Below are 18,105 nucleotides of genomic sequence, written 5' to 3'. Positions count from 1 at the left end.
CATCAGTTTTCGTCTTACTTATATTTATTTTTTATAAAATTCCGCACATTTGAGATGAAATAAAGTGAACCTGTAATTAAAATAATATCATCTTTTTCAGCTTGCTTTCGCTTTTCTTTTAACCATTGTTTCCAGTCGTTTGTCCATTGCACATTCGGATGCGTCGCTTGTTCGGCGAGTTGTTCAGCGGAAAGAGCGCGCGGAAAATCAAATGTTGTAAACGTCATCGTCTCGGCAATCGTTTCTAGCTTTTGAATCATTGCTGTGACCGGTTTGTCCCCTAACGCTGTAAAAAGGACGTGTACGCGATGGTTCGGATAGTGAGCGTTCATTGTCGAAACGAGACTATCGATTCCTTCTTCGTTATGCGCCCCATCAATAATGATAAGCGGACGTTCATCCATCTTTTCAAATCGCCCGAGCCACGCTGCTTTTCGAATGCCGTTGTACATATGTTCACGCTCAATCAGAAACGAATAATACGTACGTAAATAGTCGGCAACCATCAGCGCAAGCGCTGCGTTTTTCACTTGATGTGCCCCAAGCATCGTTGTCGTTACATCGCGATATGTCGTAAACGGTGTTTGTAAAGAAAAACGTTCTCCGTCCGTCGTTGGTTCGTGAGCAAAAACGGTAAAATCGCGATCGAGCACATATGCTTTTGCGCGTACCGATGTCGCTTTCTCTTCTACTACTTGTAGCGCCTCCGGCTGATCAATCGCTGTCATAACAGGGATTCCTGCCTTAATAATTCCCGCTTTTTCAAACGCAATTTGTTCAAGTGTATTCCCTAATATATGTATATGATCGTAACCGATGTTTGTAATCACCGATAAAAGCGGATAAATAACGTTCGTTGAATCTAAGCGTCCGCCAAGTCCTACTTCAAAAATGACAACGTCTTGCACGTTCATTTTGCCAAAATAATAAAGCGCCATGGCGGTAATAACTTCAAACTCTGTCGGTCCACCTAATTCCGTCTGTTCTAACTCCTCTGCCAAAGGCTGAATGACTTGCACAAGTTTGATCAGATCAACATCGCTAATTGGTTTTCCGTTTATACTAATGCGTTCGTTAAATTGTTCGACATACGGCGATGTAAACGTTCCGACACGATAACCTGCTTCTTGTAAAATGTGACGTAAAAAGCAAACGGTCGATCCTTTTCCGTTCGTTCCACCGACATGAATCGCTTTAATGCGACGCTCTGGATGATCGAGCTTTTCCATCATCCATTCCATTCGTCTTAATCCCGGTTTGACCCCTAACTTTAACCGTCCATGAATCCATTCAACTGCTTCTTTATATGTACGAACCATGAAAAATCCCCCTTCTATTTAAAGTGAAAGACGAATCCGAAATGGATTCGTCTTCATCATAAAACTATTGTTTTAATTGTGCAAGACGGGCGCGGACCGCTTCGCGTTTTTCGATGTAGTCGCGCTCTTTTTTTCGTTCCTCTTCGACAACGTGCGCTGGCGCTTTCGCTAAAAAGCCTTCGTTACTTAATTTCTTTTGCACGCGCTCGACTTCTTGATCGAGTTTTTGTAACTCTTTTTCGAGACGTTTCACTTCTTCTTCAATATTAATTAATCCTTCAAGCGGCAAGCTTAGTTCTGCACCTGTCACAACAGCTGTCATTGCTTTCTCAACAGTTGGAATCGTCGTGCCGATGACAAGTTCACTCGGATTGCAGAAGCGCTCGATATATGAACGGTTTTTCTCAAGCGTACGTGCTACTTGTTCATCTTTCGCTTTAATATGCAGCGTAATCGGCTTACTTAACGGTGTATTCACTTCGGCGCGAATGTTGCGCACCGCGCGAATAATATCAACGAGCAAGCGCATTTGCTCAGCCGCTTCATGATTGCTTAGTTCAGGGCGAACTTGTGGCCACGAAGCAACTGTAATCGACTCTCCTTCGTGCGGAAGTTGTTGCCAAATTTCTTCCGTCACAAACGGCATAAACGGATGAAGGAGACGCATCGTTTGATCAAGCACATAAGCAAGAACAGAGCGCGTCGTTTTCTTCGCTTGTTCATCTTCACCGTATAGTGGCAATTTCGCCATTTCGATATACCAATCGCATAAGTCGTCCCAAATGAAATTATATAATACGCGGCCAACTTCACCAAACTCGTATTTATCGGCAAGTTTTGTCACCGTTTCAATCGTTTCGTTTAAGCGTGTTAAAATCCAATGATCCGCAACCGATTTTTCACCATGTAAGTCAATGTCTTCATACGTGAATCCTTCCATGTTCATGAGCGCAAAACGGGACGCATTCCAAATTTTATTTATGAAATTCCATGTCGCTTCAACTTTTTCTGTGCTAAAGCGCAAGTCTTGGCCGGGTGCGCTTCCTGTCGCTAAGAAATAGCGAAGCGAATCCGCACCGTACTGATCGATAACATCCATCGGGTCGACACCGTTACCGAGAGATTTGCTCATTTTTCTTCCTTGTGCATCGCGTACTAGTCCGTGAATGAGAACATCTTTAAACGGACGTTTGCCTGTAAACTCAAGCGCTTGGAAAATCATGCGCGATACCCAGAAGAAAATGATGTCATATCCTGTTACAAGCACATCCGTTGGATAATAACGGTTATAGTCTGCCGATGTTTTATCCGGCCAACCCATCGTTGAAAACGGCCAAAGCGCAGAACTAAACCATGTATCTAATACATCTGGATCTTGTTCCCAATTTTCGATATCTGCTGGTGGCTCATGATCGACATACACTTCGCCTGTTTCTTTATGATACCATGCTGGAATGCGATGACCCCACCAAAGTTGGCGAGAAATGCACCAGTCACGAATATTTTCCATCCAATGTAAGTACGTTTTTTCAAACCGCTCTGGAACGAAATTTACTTTTCCTTCTGTTTTTTGTAGTTCAATCGCAGCTTCAGCAAGCGGCTTCATTTTGACGAACCATTGCGTCGATAAATACGGTTCTACAACAGCACCACTACGTTCACTATGACCAACCGAATGCATATGTTCCTCGATTTTAAATAGCACACCTTGTTCTTGTAAGTCTTTCACGATTTGCTTACGGCATTCGAAGCGATCGAGCCCCTTATATTGAAGAGCGTTGTCGTTCATCGTACCGTCTTCGTTCATGACGAGAATGCGAGGCAAGTTATGACGATTTCCGATCTCAAAGTCGTTTGGATCGTGTGCTGGCGTAATTTTTACTGCCCCAGAACCGAACGACATGTCAACGTACTCATCACCAATAATCGGAATTTCGCGACCGACGATCGGTAAAATGACTGTTTTTCCGATAAGATGTTTGTAGCGTTCGTCTTCTGGATGAACGGCAACGGCTGTATCGCCAAGCATCGTTTCTGGACGTGTCGTTGCCACTTCGATATAACCTGAGCCGTCCGCAAGCGGATAGCGCATATGATATAGCGCACCTTGCACATCTTTATATACGACTTCAATGTCCGATAATGCTGTTTTTGTCACCGGATCCCAGTTAATAATATATTCGCCGCGATAAATAAGACCTTTTTTATATAACGATACAAACACTTCGCGTACTGCTTTCGATAATCCTTCATCAAGCGTAAAGCGCTCGCGCGTATAATCGAGACCAAGTCCAAGCTTCGCCCATTGAGAACGGATGTGACCTGCATATTCTTCTTTCCATTTCCACGTTTCTTCAACGAACTTTTCACGTCCTAAGTCGTAACGTGTTTTTCCTTCGTTGCGCAGCTTTTCTTCTACTTTTGCTTGCGTAGCAATACCCGCATGGTCCATGCCCGGAAGCCATAAAACGTCGTACCCTTGCATGCGCTTCATGCGCGTAATAATGTCTTGTAACGTCGTATCCCACGCATGTCCTAAATGAAGCTTTCCTGTTACGTTTGGCGGTGGAATGACAATCGTAAACGGTTTTTTCGTCTCATCGCTTGTTGCTTCAAAAAATTTTCCTTTTAGCCACCATTCATAACGATTTGCCTCAACAGCACGGTGGTCGTACTTCGGCGGTAACATACAAATCCCTCCTACACTAAAATAAAAAACTCCTTTCATCCGAAAAGGACGAAAGGAGACTCTTTCGCGGTACCACCTTTTTTCTTAAGCAATGCTTAAGCACTCAAATCGATAACGGCGATGCACCGGCTTCTCCTACTTTCGTTCGAAGAAGCAGCTCCAGGGCGACCTTCCGACGACCACGAACCTAGGAAATCTCGCAGCTACTGATTTCCCTCTCTGCTAGGCGGGTTGCGCCGTACTCTTCCCTATCTTCGCTTTTTTCTATTCATACATAATACTATATAAAAATCATACGAATCGTCAATAAGGTTTGCCACATTTTCACTTCTTTATACATATGATAAAAAATAAAAGCTCCAACATGTGGAGCTAATCATTTGAAAAGGAAGTGAGCATATGCGTAAGCGTTACAACCCGTACGCCTGGCCACCGTGGTTACGAAAACTTCGCTTTATTGCTGAACAATGCATCATCCCGATTACCGTCGTTCAGGCGATTCGTACCATTTTATTTCCAACAACCATTGATGTCATTTTACTCGCCATTTTTATTTTGCTTTCCTTCGCTCTACATTACGATTGGATTTGATGTTGTTGCTTTTCTTCTTCCCATTTTCCAATGACATATTCAATATTTTTCATTTGCCAATATGCCCGTTGCCAAGCAGCGGTCAGTTGTCGGTCATGACGTTGTTGCTCGTACCGATGAATGAGACGAACAAACCGATGTGGATCAACAAGTAAATGAAAAAATAATAACCGTTCATCTTCTTCAAGCGCCAATGTTTGTTCATATTGTGCAAGCCACTGTACCGCTTCATCACATGTTATCGGATACGTATACAAATATTGGCGAAAAAATAAGAGTAAATCATGAAATGGTGGAGCCCAGCGCGCCCGTTCAAAACTAATAAAATACGCTGTGCCGTCATCCCGTTCTACATAATGTTGGAACGACGGATGCCCATGAATGTAACAAATGCGTACGGTCTTTTTTTCTTTCATTCGCTCGCGCCATTCATTTAACGTATGTTCAGAAAACGAGATAGCGCGCATAATATCGAGAAAATGGGTGCAACATTGTAGCTGAAATGGGGACATATACCACTGTTTTTCACATTGTTCAATATGATGAGTTAATGTTTGTTTTGCCTTTTCAAGTGAGCTTTTTCGTTCCTTATAATAAGATTCGATTTCCGCTTCAGTCGTTTGTATTTCTTTTAATGAATGTTTATGCCATCGTGCTAAATCGTGAAAAAAAGATGATGTCGGATGTTTTTTTTGTTTTAACCAAGGCATCGTATAATACCATTGATTATCTCGTTTTTTCGCTTCATAAATAGGGACGGCAAGCGGAATGCGTAATCGGTAAGCTTGCTCAATCGCCTGCCAATGAGCAAATGAATCGATGCGTTTAATCGCGTATGTTCCATTTGTCGTTTCCCATTTTTGCACGCTCGCTTGTTTCATCACCATGCCGCCCTTTTACACTTTAGTTGGCGTTGGAATGTATAACAACTGTCCTTCGTGTATATCCGCACCGCTTTCTAAGTGATTTGTACGCAATAACTGCTGGACAGATACATCATAGCGCTCGGCAATCTTGTCCAATGAATCACCTTGTTGGACGATACAAATTTTCAAACGTGCAAATGCCTGTTCTTCATTTTTACCGAATAGCTTCGTTAAATATAAGGCGTTTTCATTTCGCTTTTCATTCGTCTCCCTTCCTTTTAGTTCAAGTTGAAAAGACGTTTCTTCTCGCTTGCTCTCCTGTTCTTCTTCATATCCCTTTTGAGTATCAACCTGTTCTTCTTCATATCCCTTTTGAGTATCAACCTGTTCTTCTTCATGCTCTCCTTGAACATCAATCCGTTCTTCTTTATGTTCGTCATTATCAGCTACCTGTTCTTCATGGAGCATATAAAATGTCGGTACATTGACGATTGTTTCTTGTTCTTCTTTTTCTTCTTCATATACTTCTTGACGGGCAACAGCTTCAAACGGTTCAAAGTCGTCTACGTTGTACGCATCCCACTCTTCTTCGTCTTCTCGATCATCATCCATTTGAATACCGTGAATGGCCACTTCAGCAATAAGACGTAATTCGTTTTTCCGTAAGTCATAATCAAATGATTCGATCAGCACATACACTTGTTCAAGATCATCGACTCGCTCTTTTGGAACAGTTACGTCGATTGGAAATTGATGTAAAAATCCACCCGTTTCCTCATCATGCATACGCACTTGTTCAATGTATCGCCCGAGTTCAAATGTTTCAACATCTTCTCCATCTTCTTCATGTTTTGTATATTCTCCGGATAGTTCTAGCACACCACGAATATACACATAATCTTCTTGTTCCTCGATTGTAATTGTCGGTTGTAGCGAAATCGATAATAGTTGATCGACGTGATGTTCACGTCGAAACGCAATCGCTTCTTCAATTGAAAAACGCAACATGCTCATCTCTCCTTCAACGTCCAAGTCATTTCACATTACTATGATTATGAGGAGAAAAAAAGAAGTATGCATAAAAAAAGCGACGCCTTACAGGCAATCGCTCATTTTCGCAAACGCACGTCGCGCTGCTTCTATTGTTTTTTCGATATCTTCATCGGTATGTGCAGTCGATAAAAACATGCCTTCAAATTGCGATGGCGGTAAGAAAATGCCTTCATTCGCCATTTCTTGATAATAACGAGCAAATAAGTCTAAATTAGACGTTTTTGCCGTTTCGTAGTTTGTGACACGCTCATTTGTAAAGAACATGCCGATCATCGAGCCAGCTTGGTTAATCGTATGTGGAATGTTATATGCTTTAGCTGCTTCACTTAGTCCCTCTGCTAACCGATTTGCTTTTTTCTTAAACGCTTCATACGTTTCTGGCGTCAATTGTCGCAACGTTTCATAACCAGCTGTCATCGCCATCGGATTTCCTGATAACGTACCGGCTTGATAAATCGGACCACTCGGTGCAATTTTCTCCATAATATCAGCCCGACCACCGTATGCCCCGACTGGTAGTCCACCACCGATGACTTTTCCAAGGCACGTCAAGTCTGGCTTGACACCGTAATAACCTTGACCGCTATAATAGTCGACACGGAAACCTGTCATCACTTCATCAAAAATAAGAAGGGCACCGTATTCGTTCGTCACATCGCGCAACCCTTGTAAAAAGCCTGGCTCTGGCGGAACGACTCCCATATTTCCTGCAACAGGTTCAACAATGACCGCTGCAATATCTTCCCCAAACTTTTCAAACGCATAACGTACGCTTTGTAAGTCGTTGTACGGTACAGTAATTGTATGTTGGGCAACCGTTTCTGGTACTCCTGGACTATCAGGCAAACCGAGGGTAGCAACGCCCGATCCTGCTTTAATTAAAAGCGAATCGCCATGTCCATGATAGCAACCTTCAAACTTTACAATTTTATTTCGTCCTGTATAGCCGCGTGCTAAACGAAGGGCGCTCATTGTCGCTTCTGTTCCTGAGCTAACCATGCGAATGATTTCAATAGACGGCATGCGCTCCATGACGAGTTTGGCGAGTTCATTTTCAATTAACGTTGGGGCACCAAAACTTGTTCCTGTTTCCGCTACTCGTTTTAATGCTTCAACAACTTGATCGTTCGCATGACCTAAAATAAGCGGTCCCCAAGACAAGACGTAATCAATATACTCATTTCCATCAATGTCGTAAATTTTCGAGCCTTTTCCACGCGCCATAAAAATCGGATCCATTTTTACCGCTTTAAATGCGCGCACCGGGCTGTTTACACCGCCAGGCATAAGCTTAACTGCCTCAGCATATGCCGCTTTGGAACGTTCATAACTACGCATCATTTCCCCTCCTTTAACCATCGAGCAACATCTTTTGCAAAATACGTTAAAATTAAGTCGGCGCCTGCTCGCTTCATGCTTGTTAACATTTCAAGTACAACCGCTTTTTCGTCAATCCATCCGTTTTGGGCGGCTGCTTTCACCATCGCATATTCTCCGCTGACGTTATAAGCAACAATCGGCAAATGGAAATGATTTTTTAAATCGCGAATAATATCTAAATACGATAGTGCCGGCTTTACCATTAGAAAGTCGGCTCCTTGTTCTACATCTGCTTCTGCTTCACGAAACGCTTCTAGACGGTTAGCAGGATCCATTTGGTACGTTTTACGGTCGCCAAACTGCGGCGCGCTATGTGCTGCATCGCGAAATGGACCGTAAAATGCTGATGCGTATTTTACGGCATAGGACATAATTGGCACATATGTAAATCCTTCTTCATCTAGCGCTTGGCGAATCGCTGCGACAAACCCATCCATCATGTTAGATGGCGCGATGATGTCCGCCCCCGCTTTCGCTTGACTGACTGCTGTTTTTGCCAATAATTCAAGCGTATCGTCGTTGACAATCGTTCCGTTTTCTACGATACCACAATGTCCATGGCTCGTATAATGGCATAAACATGTGTCGGCAATCACGACAAGTTCCGGAAATGCGTCTTTGATCGCGCGAATGGCACGTTGAACGACACCGTGCTCACAATAGGCTTGCGAAGCGATTTCGTTTTTCTCGTTTGGTACACCAAATACGATAATCGACCGTACACCTAATTGAACAGCCTCTTTTACATCTTCAAGCGCATAATCAAGCGACTGTTGATACACCCCCGGCATGGAAGGTACTTCGTTTTTTATGTTTTCCCCTTCAATCACAAAAATCGGATAAATGAAATCTTCCATATGAAGATGTGTTTCACGCACCATAGCTCGTAAATTTGCTGTTTGGCGCAAACGACGATGACGTGCAAATTGCATATTATTCACTCCTTGTAAAATATTGATTCAGCTCTTCGATCATTGCATCGATCGTATATGTATGTGGGCAAACGTGAACAGGAATGCCTAAATGAAGAGCTGTCTGTTTCGTAATCGGACCGATACATGCGATGGTGACAAAAGATAAATCAACGTTTTCCCCTGCGATCGCTTCAACAAAGCTATGTACTGTCGATGAACTTGTAAACGTAATCGCATCGATCATCCGTTGTTGAAGAAGTTCGATTATTTTTGGTTTTGCATCTTCATTGTATGTCGTTTCGTATACGATCCAATCTGTGACGTCTGCGATGCTGCTTAATTGCTCTCGCAACGTATCGCGCGCTAAGTTTCCTTTCACAAGCAACACGCGCGCATGCGTAGAAAGTAACGGTTTTAACGCTTCGACTAAACTTTCAGCGACAAATTCATTTGGAATGAGGTCGACAACAACGTTTCGTTTTTGCAATGCTTTCGCTGTTTTTTCCCCTACTGCAGCCACTTTCGGCCACGTTGGTGGTTTCATTTCGCTAATCAGCTCGAAAAAATATTTAACTCCGTTTTGGCTCGTAAATACAATCCAATCAAACGTATGCCATTTGTGTAATAAGTCTTGACCTACTTGTTTTGCCCGTTCAATGCGAATCAATGGTAACTCAATCGGAATCGCACCGTGTTGTTCTAACGCTTGCGATAACGCTTTTGCTTGCGATTTTTCGCGCGTCACAAGCACCCGTTTCCCCCGAAGCATTTACTCCAGCTCCTTTAATACTCGTTCAATGAGTTGTTTCGCTCCTCGTTCAATTAGCCGTTTTGCCGCTTCCGTACCCACTTTTTCGGGCTCTGTCCCTTTCATAACTTCTTTCAATACTTCTGTTCCATCCGGTGTTGCAACAAGTGCTGTAAGCACAATCGCATCTTCATCAACGTACGCATAACCGGCAACAGGCACTTGGCATCCACCCTCAATGCGCTGTAAAAAGGCTCGCTCTGCCCGAACCGCACGTTCCGTTTGTTTATCAGTCAGTTGGTTTAACCAATACAATAGCTCTTCATCATCTTCCCGACATTCAATAGCCAACGCCCCTTGTCCAACCGCTGGAACGCATACGTCAGTCGGCAAATATTGTGTAATCACTTCTTTTGCCCATCCCATGCGATGCAATCCAGCAGCTGCCAGTATAATGGCATCGTACGCATCTGTTTGTAATTTCGCCAAACGAGTGTCAATGTTACCGCGAATCCATTGAATTTGTAAATCTGGACGAACGGCTAACAGTTGCGCGGAGCGTCGTAAGCTGCTCGTTCCGACAATCGCTCCGCTTGGTAGTTGTTCAAACGGAATATGCCCTTTGGAAATAAGCACATCGCGATGGTCTTCACGCTTCGGTACGCATCCGATCATTAATCCGTCTGGCAAAACAGCAGGCATATCTTTCATACTATGAACGGCAAAATCAATTTCACGATCTAGCATCGCTTGTTCAATTTCTTTTACAAACAACCCTTTGCCTCCGACTTTCGATAACGTCACATGTAAAATTTGATCGCCTTTTGTGACGATTTCTTTTACTTCAAATTCAAACGGGGCCCCGAGTTGTTTCAGTTGTTCAATGACCCAATTTGTTTGAGTTAGCGCTAACTTGCTACGGCGCGAACCAACAATAATTTTTCTCATTTTTCTTTCCTCCAACAATCGCTAAAAATGAAATTGCGATAACGTACCAAATAAAAAGAAATTAATAAGCAAAATAAGAAACGAGCCGACATTCCAAACTGCCATTTCTTTCCCTTGTATCCCTTTGACAGTTCGCTTATATAAATAAAAACTGTATGTTGCCAATACAGTAAACGAGCCGAGCACTTTTGCATCGTATAAAACAAAATGATCTACTTTCATATATGCCCAAACAACACCTAAAATTAAACTCAATAACAAAACCGGAACACCGACACCATTAAGCACGTACGCAAGATCATCAAACTTGGCTAAATCACCAAGCCGCCATAACCGCTTTCCCCATTTCTTCTTCTTCAATAACTCGTATTGGAGCAAATATAAAAGCGAAAACATAAACGAAATCGAAAATGCCCCGTACGATAAAATAGCCATCGTAATATGAATAAACAACAGTTCAGACATTAGTTGCTCTGCGATGCCAACAGTGTAGGGCGTCGGTGCGAACGTATGCAATGAAAGAATAAAAAACGCTAATACATTTGTGAAAAAAACGAGAAAATCAACGCGCAGCCATCTGTTAATCGCAAGCGATAACGTAATAAGTAACCACGCGTAAAACGACAGCCCCTCCGCAAGCGTTAAAACAGGGAATTTCCCCGTCCCGACCATTCTCGCAAAAAAGAAAAATGTTTGCATCCCCCAAACAATAGAAAGCAACCCGAAAGCAATGCGGTTTGCCTTCCGGTTGTGATGAAGAAAATCGATAAAATAAAATAAAACGGACGATGCATGTAAAAGAAGCGAGAGTTCATACCATCTCGTCATATCAAACATATGTGATCTTCCTTACGATTGAAAAGATGGTTCTGTCGCTCGCTCGTGAACACAGCTTATCTCTTTTTGTTGCTGCTTCACTTGTTGTTCAATATTGAAAATTTTCATAAACAACCGAAGCGCTTCTTCTGCATTGTCCTCTGCAGCCAATTCTTTTGCGCGCAAAATCGGATCGCGCAACAATTGATTGACGATACTTTTTGTATGTTTGTTTAACACTTTTTTATCGCGTTCTGATAAATGCGGTAATTTTCGCTCTAAACTTTTCATCGTTTCTTCTTGAATAAGCATCGCTTTTTCACGCAAAGCTGCAATAATCGGCACAACTCCAAGCATATGCAACCATTGTTGAAACTCGTCCATTTCCTCAGCAATCATACGTTCAATTTGCTCGGCCGCTTTTTTCCGTTCGGCTAAATTCGCTTCAACAATATCTTGCAAGTCATCAATATCATATAAAAAGATGCTATCTAACTCAGCAAGCGCAGGATCTAAATCGCGTGGCACGGCAATATCAATCATAAAAAACGGACGACCTTTGCGCATTTTTTCAATGACAGCCATCGTTTCTTTTGTGATGACGTATTGCTTTGCGCCTGTCGAACTAATTAAAATGTCTGCTTCCAACAACGCACATTGCAATTGTGATAACGGCTTGGCGTCCCCTTGGAATCGTTCGGCAAGTTGCTGCGCCTTTTCAAACGTACGATTCACGACCGTCACGCGTTTGACGCCGCTTCCGTACAAGTTTTGCAGGGCCAATTCTCCCATTTTTCCAGCACCTAATATAAGCACATGTTTATTTTTTAGATCGCCAAAAATTTTTTTCGCCAATTCCACCGCTGCATAGCTGACAGATACGGCATTGGCGCCGATTTCTGTTTCGGCATGGGCGCGTTTAGCAAGCGTAATCGCTTGTTTAAATAGTTGTTTAAACACCGTGCCTATTGTGTTTTCTTGTTGCGCTAAAAGAAAACTTGTGCGCACTTGCCCAAGAATTTGCGTTTCACCTAAAATCATCGAATCAAGACCGCAAGCAACGCGGAACAAATGTTCAATCGCCTCACGTTCTTCATAAATGCGTAAATACGGAGCGATTTGTTCTTTATCAAGGCCAAACCAATCCGCTAAAAATGTTTTTATATAATAACGCCCTGTGTTTAATTGATCGACGACCGCATAAATTTCCGTACGATTACACGTCGATACGATGACGTTTTCTAACATACTTTTTTGCTTTTGTAGCGCTTTCATCGCTTCAGCAAGTTCCGTTTGATTAAACGTCAATTTCTCACGAATTTCGACAGGGGCTGTACGATAGTTCACGCTGACAACGACGACATACATTTCTCATCACCCCGAAGTTTAAAGTCATCTCATTTCATTATAGCACGTCTACATTGTTTTTTCCTTATAAACTGTGAATACAATTTGACAACTTTCGATCTTTCTTAAATGGCGCACATTTAGTAAACTAGTGAACAGATGCTGTTTTAAGTGTCGCATGGAATTGGGGGATTTTCAATGAAAAAACGTGGTATTTTTTCTGGCATCATTTTAATCGGTTTTGGGATGTATTTTTTACTTGAGCGATTTTCACTTTTTCCATCTTTCCATACGTGGCCAACGTTGTTGTTCATTACTGGGATCGCTTTTTTAGGTCAAGCGTATATCGGAAAAGACTACTCCGCTATTTTATCCGGTGTTGTGTTCACAGGAATTGGCGTTCATTTTCATCTCGCTTCTCGCCTTTCATCATGGCCGAATCATATAAGCATGGTCACCTTTATTATCGCGCTCGGATTGTTGCTACAGTACATAAAAACGAAACAAGCATTGCTTCCTACCGTTTTACTTTTTGTTTTGTCGATCATCTTTTTATTTTCACATCGGCTTCAACAAGTGTTTACATCCGTAACGTTTGATTCACTCATTCACATCTGGCCATTGTCGTTCATTTTGATCGGATTGTACTTATTATTTATAAAAAAAGGATAACTATACAAAAAATGTGGGTCAATCACCCACATTTTTTACATCCATTTTTGCAATGCTCCCCACGCTTCATCTTTCCCTTGTCCTGTTTCAGCCGAAAAAATAATAAGTTCGTCATCTGAAATAAGACGCAATGTTTCTTTGGCGACTTTCGCATGTTGTTGCCATTTCCCGCGTGGAATTTTATCCGCTTTCGTTGCAATGACGAGCGTCGGAATGTTGTAATGTTTTAAAAACTCATACATCATCACATCATCTTTCGTTGGAGGATGACGCAAATCAACGATCAACAACGCTGCCTTCAGCTGTTCACGTGTCGTAAAATACGTTTCAATCATTTTCCCCCATGCTTCGCGTTCTGTTTTTGATACTTTCGCAAATCCATATCCCGGCACGTCAACAAAATAAAACGCATCGTTAATGCGATAAAAGTTCAATGTTTGTGTCTTTCCAGGTTTTGACGAAGTGCGCGCAAAATTTTTTCGGTTAATCATTTTATTAATAAACGACGATTTTCCGACGTTTGAGCGCCCAGCAAGCGCAAACTCTGGGAGCTGGCCTGCTGGATATTGTTCTTGCTTCACAGCGCTAATGACCATTTCTACGTTTGTAATTTTCATTTTTCTCCACCTACCAAAGCATGTTCAAGTACATCATCAATATGTGAAACGAGAACAAACTGCAATTGTTTTTTGACGACCTCTGGAATATCTTCTAAATCTTTTTCGTTTTCTTTCGGTAAAATGACTTTCTTTAATCCGGCGCGATGGGCGCTTAACACTTTTTCTTTCACACCACCAATCGCAAGCACACGACCGCGCAACGTAATTTCCCCTGTCATGCCGACAAAGCGACTGACTGGTTTTCCCGTCAATGCAGAAATAAGTGCTGTCGCCATCGTAATCCCTGCTGATGGACCGTCTTTTGGTACCGCTCCTTCTGGCACATGAATATGAATATCCAGTTTTTCATGAAACTCCGGATCAATGCCAAGTTCTTTTGCTTTCGAGCGAATGTATGTAAATGCTGCCTGAGCAGATTCTTTCATCACATCGCCTAATTGACCCGTCAACGTCAGTTTTCCTTTTCCAGGAGCAATGGACACTTCAATCGCTAGCGTATCTCCACCAGCTGTCGTATATGCAAGACCTGTTGCTACGCCGACTTGATCTTCATTCTCTGCCTGCCCGTAATGATATTTCGGTTTTCCTAAAAATTCACTTACATTTTTTTCTGTGACTACGATGCGCTTTCGTCCTTCTGACACGATCGTTTTTGCGGCTTTGCGACAAATCGATGCAAGTTGGCGCTCTAAGTTGCGCACACCTGCTTCGCGTGTATAATAGCGAATCACTTGCATGATCGCATCATCGCGCATATGAAGCATGCGCTTTTGCAAACCGTGTGCTTCCATTTGTTTCGGTAATAAATGTTCTTTTGCAATGTGCAATTTTTCAATTTCTGTATAACTCGGAATCGTGATAACTTCCATTCGATCGAGCAGCGGACGCGGAATTGTCGCGAGCGTATTCGCTGTCGCAATAAACATCACTTTAGATAAGTCATATGGCTCCTCAATATAATGATCGCTAAAGGAATGGTTTTGTTCTGGATCTAACACTTCCAATAGTGCAGCAGACGGATCACCGCGAAAATCGCTTGACATTTTATCAATTTCATCGAGCAAAAATACAGGGTTAATCGTTCCGGCTTTTTTCATTCCTTGAATAATGCGTCCCGGTAAAGCCCCGACGTACGTGCGGCGATGTCCACGAATTTCCGATTCATCTCGCACCCCACCGAGCGAAATACGAACGAAATGTCGATTTAACGTTTTTGCAATCGAACGAGCGAGCGATGTTTTTCCAACTCCCGGCGGACCAACTAAACAAAGAATTGGACCTCGCAACGAGTTCGTCAGTTGTTGCACAGCTAAATATTCAAGAACGCGCTCTTTCACTGTTTCGAGACCGTAATGTTCTTCGTTTAAAATTTTTTCTGCCCGATGAATATCGTGAATATCTTCTGTTTGTTTCGTCCATGGCAAGGCAAGCAACCAATCCAAATAGTTGCGAATGACCCCGCTTTCTGCTGAAGCAGCAGGTACTTTTTCATAGCGATCTAATTCTTTTAACGCCGTAGCTTTAACATGCTCGGGCATTCCTGCTTGTTCAATTTTTTCACGCAACAACTCAATCTCGCCAGTTTTTCCTTCTTTTTCGCCGAGCTCTTTTTGAATGGCCTTCATTTGTTCACGTAAATAATATTCTTTTTGTGTTCGCTCCATCGACTGTTTCACGCGCTGGCTAATTCGTTTCTCTAAATGTAAAATTTCTTTTTCATTATGAAGAATTTGAATGATTTGATGCACACGCTCTTTCACATCGACCGCTTCAAGCAATCGTTGTTTTTCTTCAAGCTTTAACGGCAAATGGGAAGCGATAATATCTGCCATTCGTCCCGCTTGCTGAATGTCCATCACAGATGTATAAATATCTGCAGACAATTTTTTCGATAGTTTTATGTATTGCTCAAAATATTCAAGCATCGTGCGACGTAACGCCTCAAATTCAATGTCTTCGTTTTCTTGATCAGCGAACGGTTCTACTTGAACGACGTAGCACGGCTCTTCACTTACCCACTTCACTACTTTTCCGCGCGAAATCCCTTCAACGAGCACGCGAAACGTTCCGTTCGGTAACTTTAACAATTGCTTCACACGTGCGATCGTGCCCATTTCATATAAATCCTCAAGCTCCGGATCATCAATTTGTACGTCTTTTTGCGACGTTAATAACACGAGATTTTCTTCAACCATCGCTTTTTCTAACGCTTGTACCGATTTTTCCCGTCCAACGTCTAAATGCAATACGGTCGTCGGAAACACAAGTAGCCCTCTTAACGGCAAGAGTGGAATGACTTTATTTTTCTTTCTCGCCACAACCCCGCACCTCCATCATACTTCTATTGCCCTATTGTATAGTACATTATAGCGTTTGTAAAATCTTTCATCGTAAAAAATCGACTTCAACGCTCCGTTGAAGCCGATCGCTTTCACATCCGCTCTGTTTTTGGTAAATGATGACGCATCGGAACAGAACGAACATGTTCGTGAAATAAGAAAGAAAGAACATCGCCAATATGGTCAACTGGAACAATTTCAATGCCTGTTACTTGCCTTAAAATTGACTGCATATTCTCACGTGGAATGATAACCGTTTTGGCACCAGCTTGTTTTGCTGCTTTTACTTTCGGGAAAATACCGCCGACCGGTTTCACATTCCCATGCACCCCAATTTCCCCTGTCATCGCCATTGTTGGATCAATTGGTAAATGATAAATCGCAGAGTAAATCCCAACCGCCATTGCCACACCAGCAGAAGGGCCGTCTATCGGGACACCACCTGGAAAGTTTACATGAATATCATATTGATCTGCCGGAACACCAAGTGAACGTAAAACAGTAATGACATTTTCAATTGAGCCGCGCGCCATACTTTTGCGACGAATCGACTTGCCCTGGCCACCAATTTGTTCTTCTTCGACAATGCCCGTCATATTGATCGTCCCTTTTTCTTTTGTCGGCAACACCGCTACTTCGATCTCTAGCAACGCTCCGCTATTTGGGCCATAAACTGCTAATCCATTCACTAATCCAACTTTCGCTTCTTGTCCCACTTTTTTCTCATAGCGTGGCGATAATTGACTTGATTGAATAACCCATTCAATATCTTGGCGTAAAATTTTAGAACGTTTCTCAGAAATGACGATTCCCGCCGCGATTTGTAACGTATTGACCGCTTCGCGTCCGTTGCGAGCATACATCGCAAGCTCATGAACCGCCTGTTCTTCAATCGGGAGGTTTACTTTTTCCGCTGCTTTTTTCACAATTTGAGCAATTTCTTCTTGTTCTAACTCCCTAAAAAACACTTCCATACAGCGTGAGCGAATAGCTGGCGGGATTTCGTTCGGTGTTCGCGTCGTGGCACCAACAAGTCGGAAATCAGCTGGCAACCCATTTTGGAAAATGTCATGAATATGGTTTGGAATATTTGGGTTTTCTTCGCTATAATATGCGCTCTCAAAAAACACTTTTCGGTCTTCTAACACTTTCAACAACTTGTTCATTTGAATCGGATGTAATTCACCAATTTCATCAATAAACAATACGCCACCGTGGGCATTCGTTACTGCCCCTTGTTTCGGCTGCGGGATCCCTGCTTGTCCCATCGCCCCCGCTCCTTGATAAATTGGATCATGTACAGAACCGATGAGCGGATCCGCAATGCCGCGTTCATCAAAGCGGGCAGTCGTCGCATCTAACTCAACGAATACCGCATCTTTTCGAAAGGGGGACAGAGGATTTTTTTTCGCTTCTTCTAATACGAGACGAGCGGCCGCTGTTTTTCCAACACCTGGTGGCCCGTAAATGATGACGTGTTGCGGATTCGGTCCACATAATGCAGCTTTTAATGCTTTTATGCCATCTTCTTGACCAACTATATCATCAAACGTCTTTGGACGCACTTTTTCAGCAAGCGGCTCCGTGAGCGAAATCGAACGCATTTTCCGAAGTTGTTCCATCTCTTTTCGTGCTTCTTTGTCAATCGAAATTTTTTGCGTCCGTTGACTTTTTAATAAGTTTAAAAAATATAGACCGATAATGATCCCGAAAAACAACTGAATAAGCAGCGCAATATTTGTCCAATTCATGGCCGTTCCTCCTGCATATGTACTGTATGCATAGTATCTCCGAGCGAAGAAA

At 42.6% G+C, this 18,105-nt stretch carries 15 protein-coding genes and 1 other annotated feature; of the genes, 2 read left to right on the top strand and 13 right to left on the bottom strand.

The window, feature by feature from the left end; all coding sequences use genetic code 11:
- Positions 1 to 14: 14 nt before the first annotated feature.
- Together BO219_RS01570 and BO219_RS01565 are read right to left on the bottom strand one after the other, a co-directional pair.
- Positions 15 to 1,319 (bottom strand): bifunctional folylpolyglutamate synthase/dihydrofolate synthase, encoded by a 1,305-nt coding sequence (locus BO219_RS01570; RefSeq protein ID WP_077427990.1) that lies wholly within the window; start codon positions 1,317 to 1,319, stop codon positions 15 to 17.
- Between the two features lie 64 nt (positions 1,320 to 1,383).
- Positions 1,384 to 4,008 (bottom strand): valine--tRNA ligase, encoded by a 2,625-nt coding sequence (locus tag BO219_RS01565; RefSeq protein WP_077427988.1) that lies wholly within the window; start codon positions 4,006 to 4,008, stop codon positions 1,384 to 1,386.
- A 41-nt stretch (positions 4,009 to 4,049) separates the two neighbouring features.
- Positions 4,050 to 4,272, bottom strand: a binding site (T-box leader).
- Between the two features lie 135 nt (positions 4,273 to 4,407).
- On the opposite strand from BO219_RS01565, the gene BO219_RS01560 reads away from it, so the two are divergent.
- The gene (locus BO219_RS01560) at positions 4,408 to 4,599 is read left to right on the top strand and encodes a hypothetical protein (RefSeq protein ID WP_003396391.1); all 192 of its coding nucleotides are present in this window, start codon (positions 4,408 to 4,410) and stop codon (positions 4,597 to 4,599) included.
- Here BO219_RS01560 and BO219_RS01555 read toward each other — a convergent pair.
- The 8 genes from BO219_RS01555 to hemA form a co-directional block, all read right to left on the bottom strand.
- Positions 4,584 to 5,480 carry a protein kinase family protein gene (locus tag BO219_RS01555; protein WP_198936616.1) on the bottom strand — a complete coding sequence of 299 codons (897 nt, stop codon included), beginning with the start codon at positions 5,478 to 5,480 and terminating at the stop codon, positions 4,584 to 4,586. The two genes, BO219_RS01560 and BO219_RS01555, sit on opposite strands and share 16 nt — an antisense overlap.
- Positions 5,481 to 5,495: 15 nt before the next feature.
- Positions 5,496 to 6,473 (bottom strand): stage VI sporulation protein D, encoded by a 978-nt coding sequence (gene spoVID, locus BO219_RS01550; RefSeq protein ID WP_077427984.1) that lies wholly within the window; start codon positions 6,471 to 6,473, stop codon positions 5,496 to 5,498.
- An 87-nt stretch (positions 6,474 to 6,560) separates the two neighbouring features.
- Complete coding sequence (hemL, locus tag BO219_RS01545; protein WP_077427982.1) at positions 6,561 to 7,856, bottom strand: glutamate-1-semialdehyde 2,1-aminomutase; 1,296 nt, start codon at positions 7,854 to 7,856, stop codon at positions 6,561 to 6,563.
- Positions 7,856 to 8,830 (bottom strand): porphobilinogen synthase, encoded by a 975-nt coding sequence (gene hemB / locus BO219_RS01540; RefSeq protein WP_077427980.1) that lies wholly within the window; start codon positions 8,828 to 8,830, stop codon positions 7,856 to 7,858. The genes hemL and hemB overlap by 1 nt, the downstream gene beginning before the upstream one ends.
- Before the next feature lies 1 nt (position 8,831).
- Positions 8,832 to 9,581, bottom strand: a complete 750-nt coding sequence (locus BO219_RS01535; protein ID WP_077427978.1) for a uroporphyrinogen-III synthase — start codon at positions 9,579 to 9,581, stop codon at positions 8,832 to 8,834.
- Entirely contained in the window at positions 9,582 to 10,508 is a 927-nt protein-coding gene (hemC, locus tag BO219_RS01530; RefSeq protein WP_077427976.1) for a hydroxymethylbilane synthase, read from the bottom strand.
- A gap of 21 nt (positions 10,509 to 10,529) precedes the next feature.
- Positions 10,530 to 11,345, bottom strand: coding sequence for a cytochrome C assembly family protein (locus BO219_RS01525; protein WP_077427974.1), 816 nt, complete (start codon positions 11,343 to 11,345; stop codon positions 10,530 to 10,532).
- Positions 11,346 to 11,357: 12 nt separating this feature from the next.
- Positions 11,358 to 12,692 carry a glutamyl-tRNA reductase gene (hemA, locus tag BO219_RS01520; RefSeq protein ID WP_077427972.1) on the bottom strand — a complete coding sequence of 445 codons (1,335 nt, stop codon included), beginning with the start codon at positions 12,690 to 12,692 and terminating at the stop codon, positions 11,358 to 11,360.
- 177 nt (positions 12,693 to 12,869) lie between these two features.
- Here hemA and BO219_RS01515 point away from each other — a divergent pair, with 177 nt between their 5' ends.
- Entirely contained in the window at positions 12,870 to 13,343 is a 474-nt protein-coding gene (locus BO219_RS01515) for a LiaI-LiaF-like domain-containing protein (protein WP_216366143.1), read from the top strand.
- Positions 13,344 to 13,378: 35 nt separating this feature from the next.
- On the opposite strand, the gene yihA is transcribed toward BO219_RS01515, so the two are convergent.
- From yihA to lonB, 3 genes are all read right to left on the bottom strand, one after another.
- Entirely contained in the window at positions 13,379 to 13,960 is a 582-nt protein-coding gene (yihA, locus tag BO219_RS01510; protein WP_012574290.1) for a ribosome biogenesis GTP-binding protein YihA/YsxC, read from the bottom strand.
- Entirely contained in the window at positions 13,957 to 16,281 is a 2,325-nt protein-coding gene (gene lon, locus BO219_RS01505) for an endopeptidase La (protein ID WP_077427968.1), read from the bottom strand. Before lon ends, yihA begins: the two co-directional genes overlap by 4 nt.
- A 113-nt stretch (positions 16,282 to 16,394) precedes the next feature.
- Positions 16,395 to 18,053 (bottom strand): ATP-dependent protease LonB, encoded by a 1,659-nt coding sequence (gene lonB, locus BO219_RS01500; RefSeq protein WP_077427966.1) that lies wholly within the window; start codon positions 18,051 to 18,053, stop codon positions 16,395 to 16,397.
- Between the last annotated feature and the right edge of the window lie 52 nt (positions 18,054 to 18,105).

The sequence above is a fragment of the Anoxybacillus kestanbolensis genome, from assembly GCF_001996285.1.
Lineage (GTDB): Bacteria > Bacillota > Bacilli > Bacillales > Anoxybacillaceae > Anoxybacillus > Anoxybacillus kestanbolensis_A.
The sequence above is the reverse complement of the archived record's forward strand: the minus strand, read 5'-3'. Positions and strand labels throughout refer to the sequence as shown.

What these genes read in the sequence shown, in the direction of transcription:
- lonB (WP_077427966.1), bottom strand. Translation starts at nt 18,053, where the DNA reads ATGAATTGGACAAATATTGCGCTGCTTATTCAGTTGTTTTTCGGGATC.
- hemA (WP_077427972.1), bottom strand. Translation starts at nt 12,692, where the DNA reads ATGTATGTCGTCGTTGTCAGCGTGAACTATCGTACAGCCCCTGTCGAA.
- BO219_RS01565 (WP_077427988.1), bottom strand. Translation starts at nt 4,008, where the DNA reads ATGTTACCGCCGAAGTACGACCACCGTGCTGTTGAGGCAAATCGTTAT.
- hemC (WP_077427976.1), bottom strand. Translation starts at nt 10,508, where the DNA reads ATGAGAAAAATTATTGTTGGTTCGCGCCGTAGCAAGTTAGCGCTAACT.
- spoVID (WP_077427984.1), bottom strand. Translation starts at nt 6,473, where the DNA reads ATGTTGCGTTTTTCAATTGAAGAAGCGATTGCGTTTCGACGTGAACAT.
- hemB (WP_077427980.1), bottom strand. Translation starts at nt 8,830, where the DNA reads ATGCAATTTGCACGTCATCGTCGTTTGCGCCAAACAGCAAATTTACGA.
- hemL (WP_077427982.1), bottom strand. Translation starts at nt 7,856, where the DNA reads ATGCGTAGTTATGAACGTTCCAAAGCGGCATATGCTGAGGCAGTTAAG.
- BO219_RS01570 (WP_077427990.1), bottom strand. Translation starts at nt 1,319, where the DNA reads ATGGTTCGTACATATAAAGAAGCAGTTGAATGGATTCATGGACGGTTA.
- yihA (WP_012574290.1), bottom strand. Translation starts at nt 13,960, where the DNA reads ATGAAAATTACAAACGTAGAAATGGTCATTAGCGCTGTGAAGCAAGAA.
- BO219_RS01515 (WP_216366143.1), top strand. Translation starts at nt 12,870, where the DNA reads ATGAAAAAACGTGGTATTTTTTCTGGCATCATTTTAATCGGTTTTGGG.
- BO219_RS01555 (WP_198936616.1), bottom strand. Translation starts at nt 5,480, where the DNA reads ATGAAACAAGCGAGCGTGCAAAAATGGGAAACGACAAATGGAACATAC.
- BO219_RS01560 (WP_003396391.1), top strand. Translation starts at nt 4,408, where the DNA reads ATGCGTAAGCGTTACAACCCGTACGCCTGGCCACCGTGGTTACGAAAA.
- BO219_RS01525 (WP_077427974.1), bottom strand. Translation starts at nt 11,345, where the DNA reads ATGTTTGATATGACGAGATGGTATGAACTCTCGCTTCTTTTACATGCA.
- BO219_RS01535 (WP_077427978.1), bottom strand. Translation starts at nt 9,581, where the DNA reads ATGCTTCGGGGGAAACGGGTGCTTGTGACGCGCGAAAAATCGCAAGCA.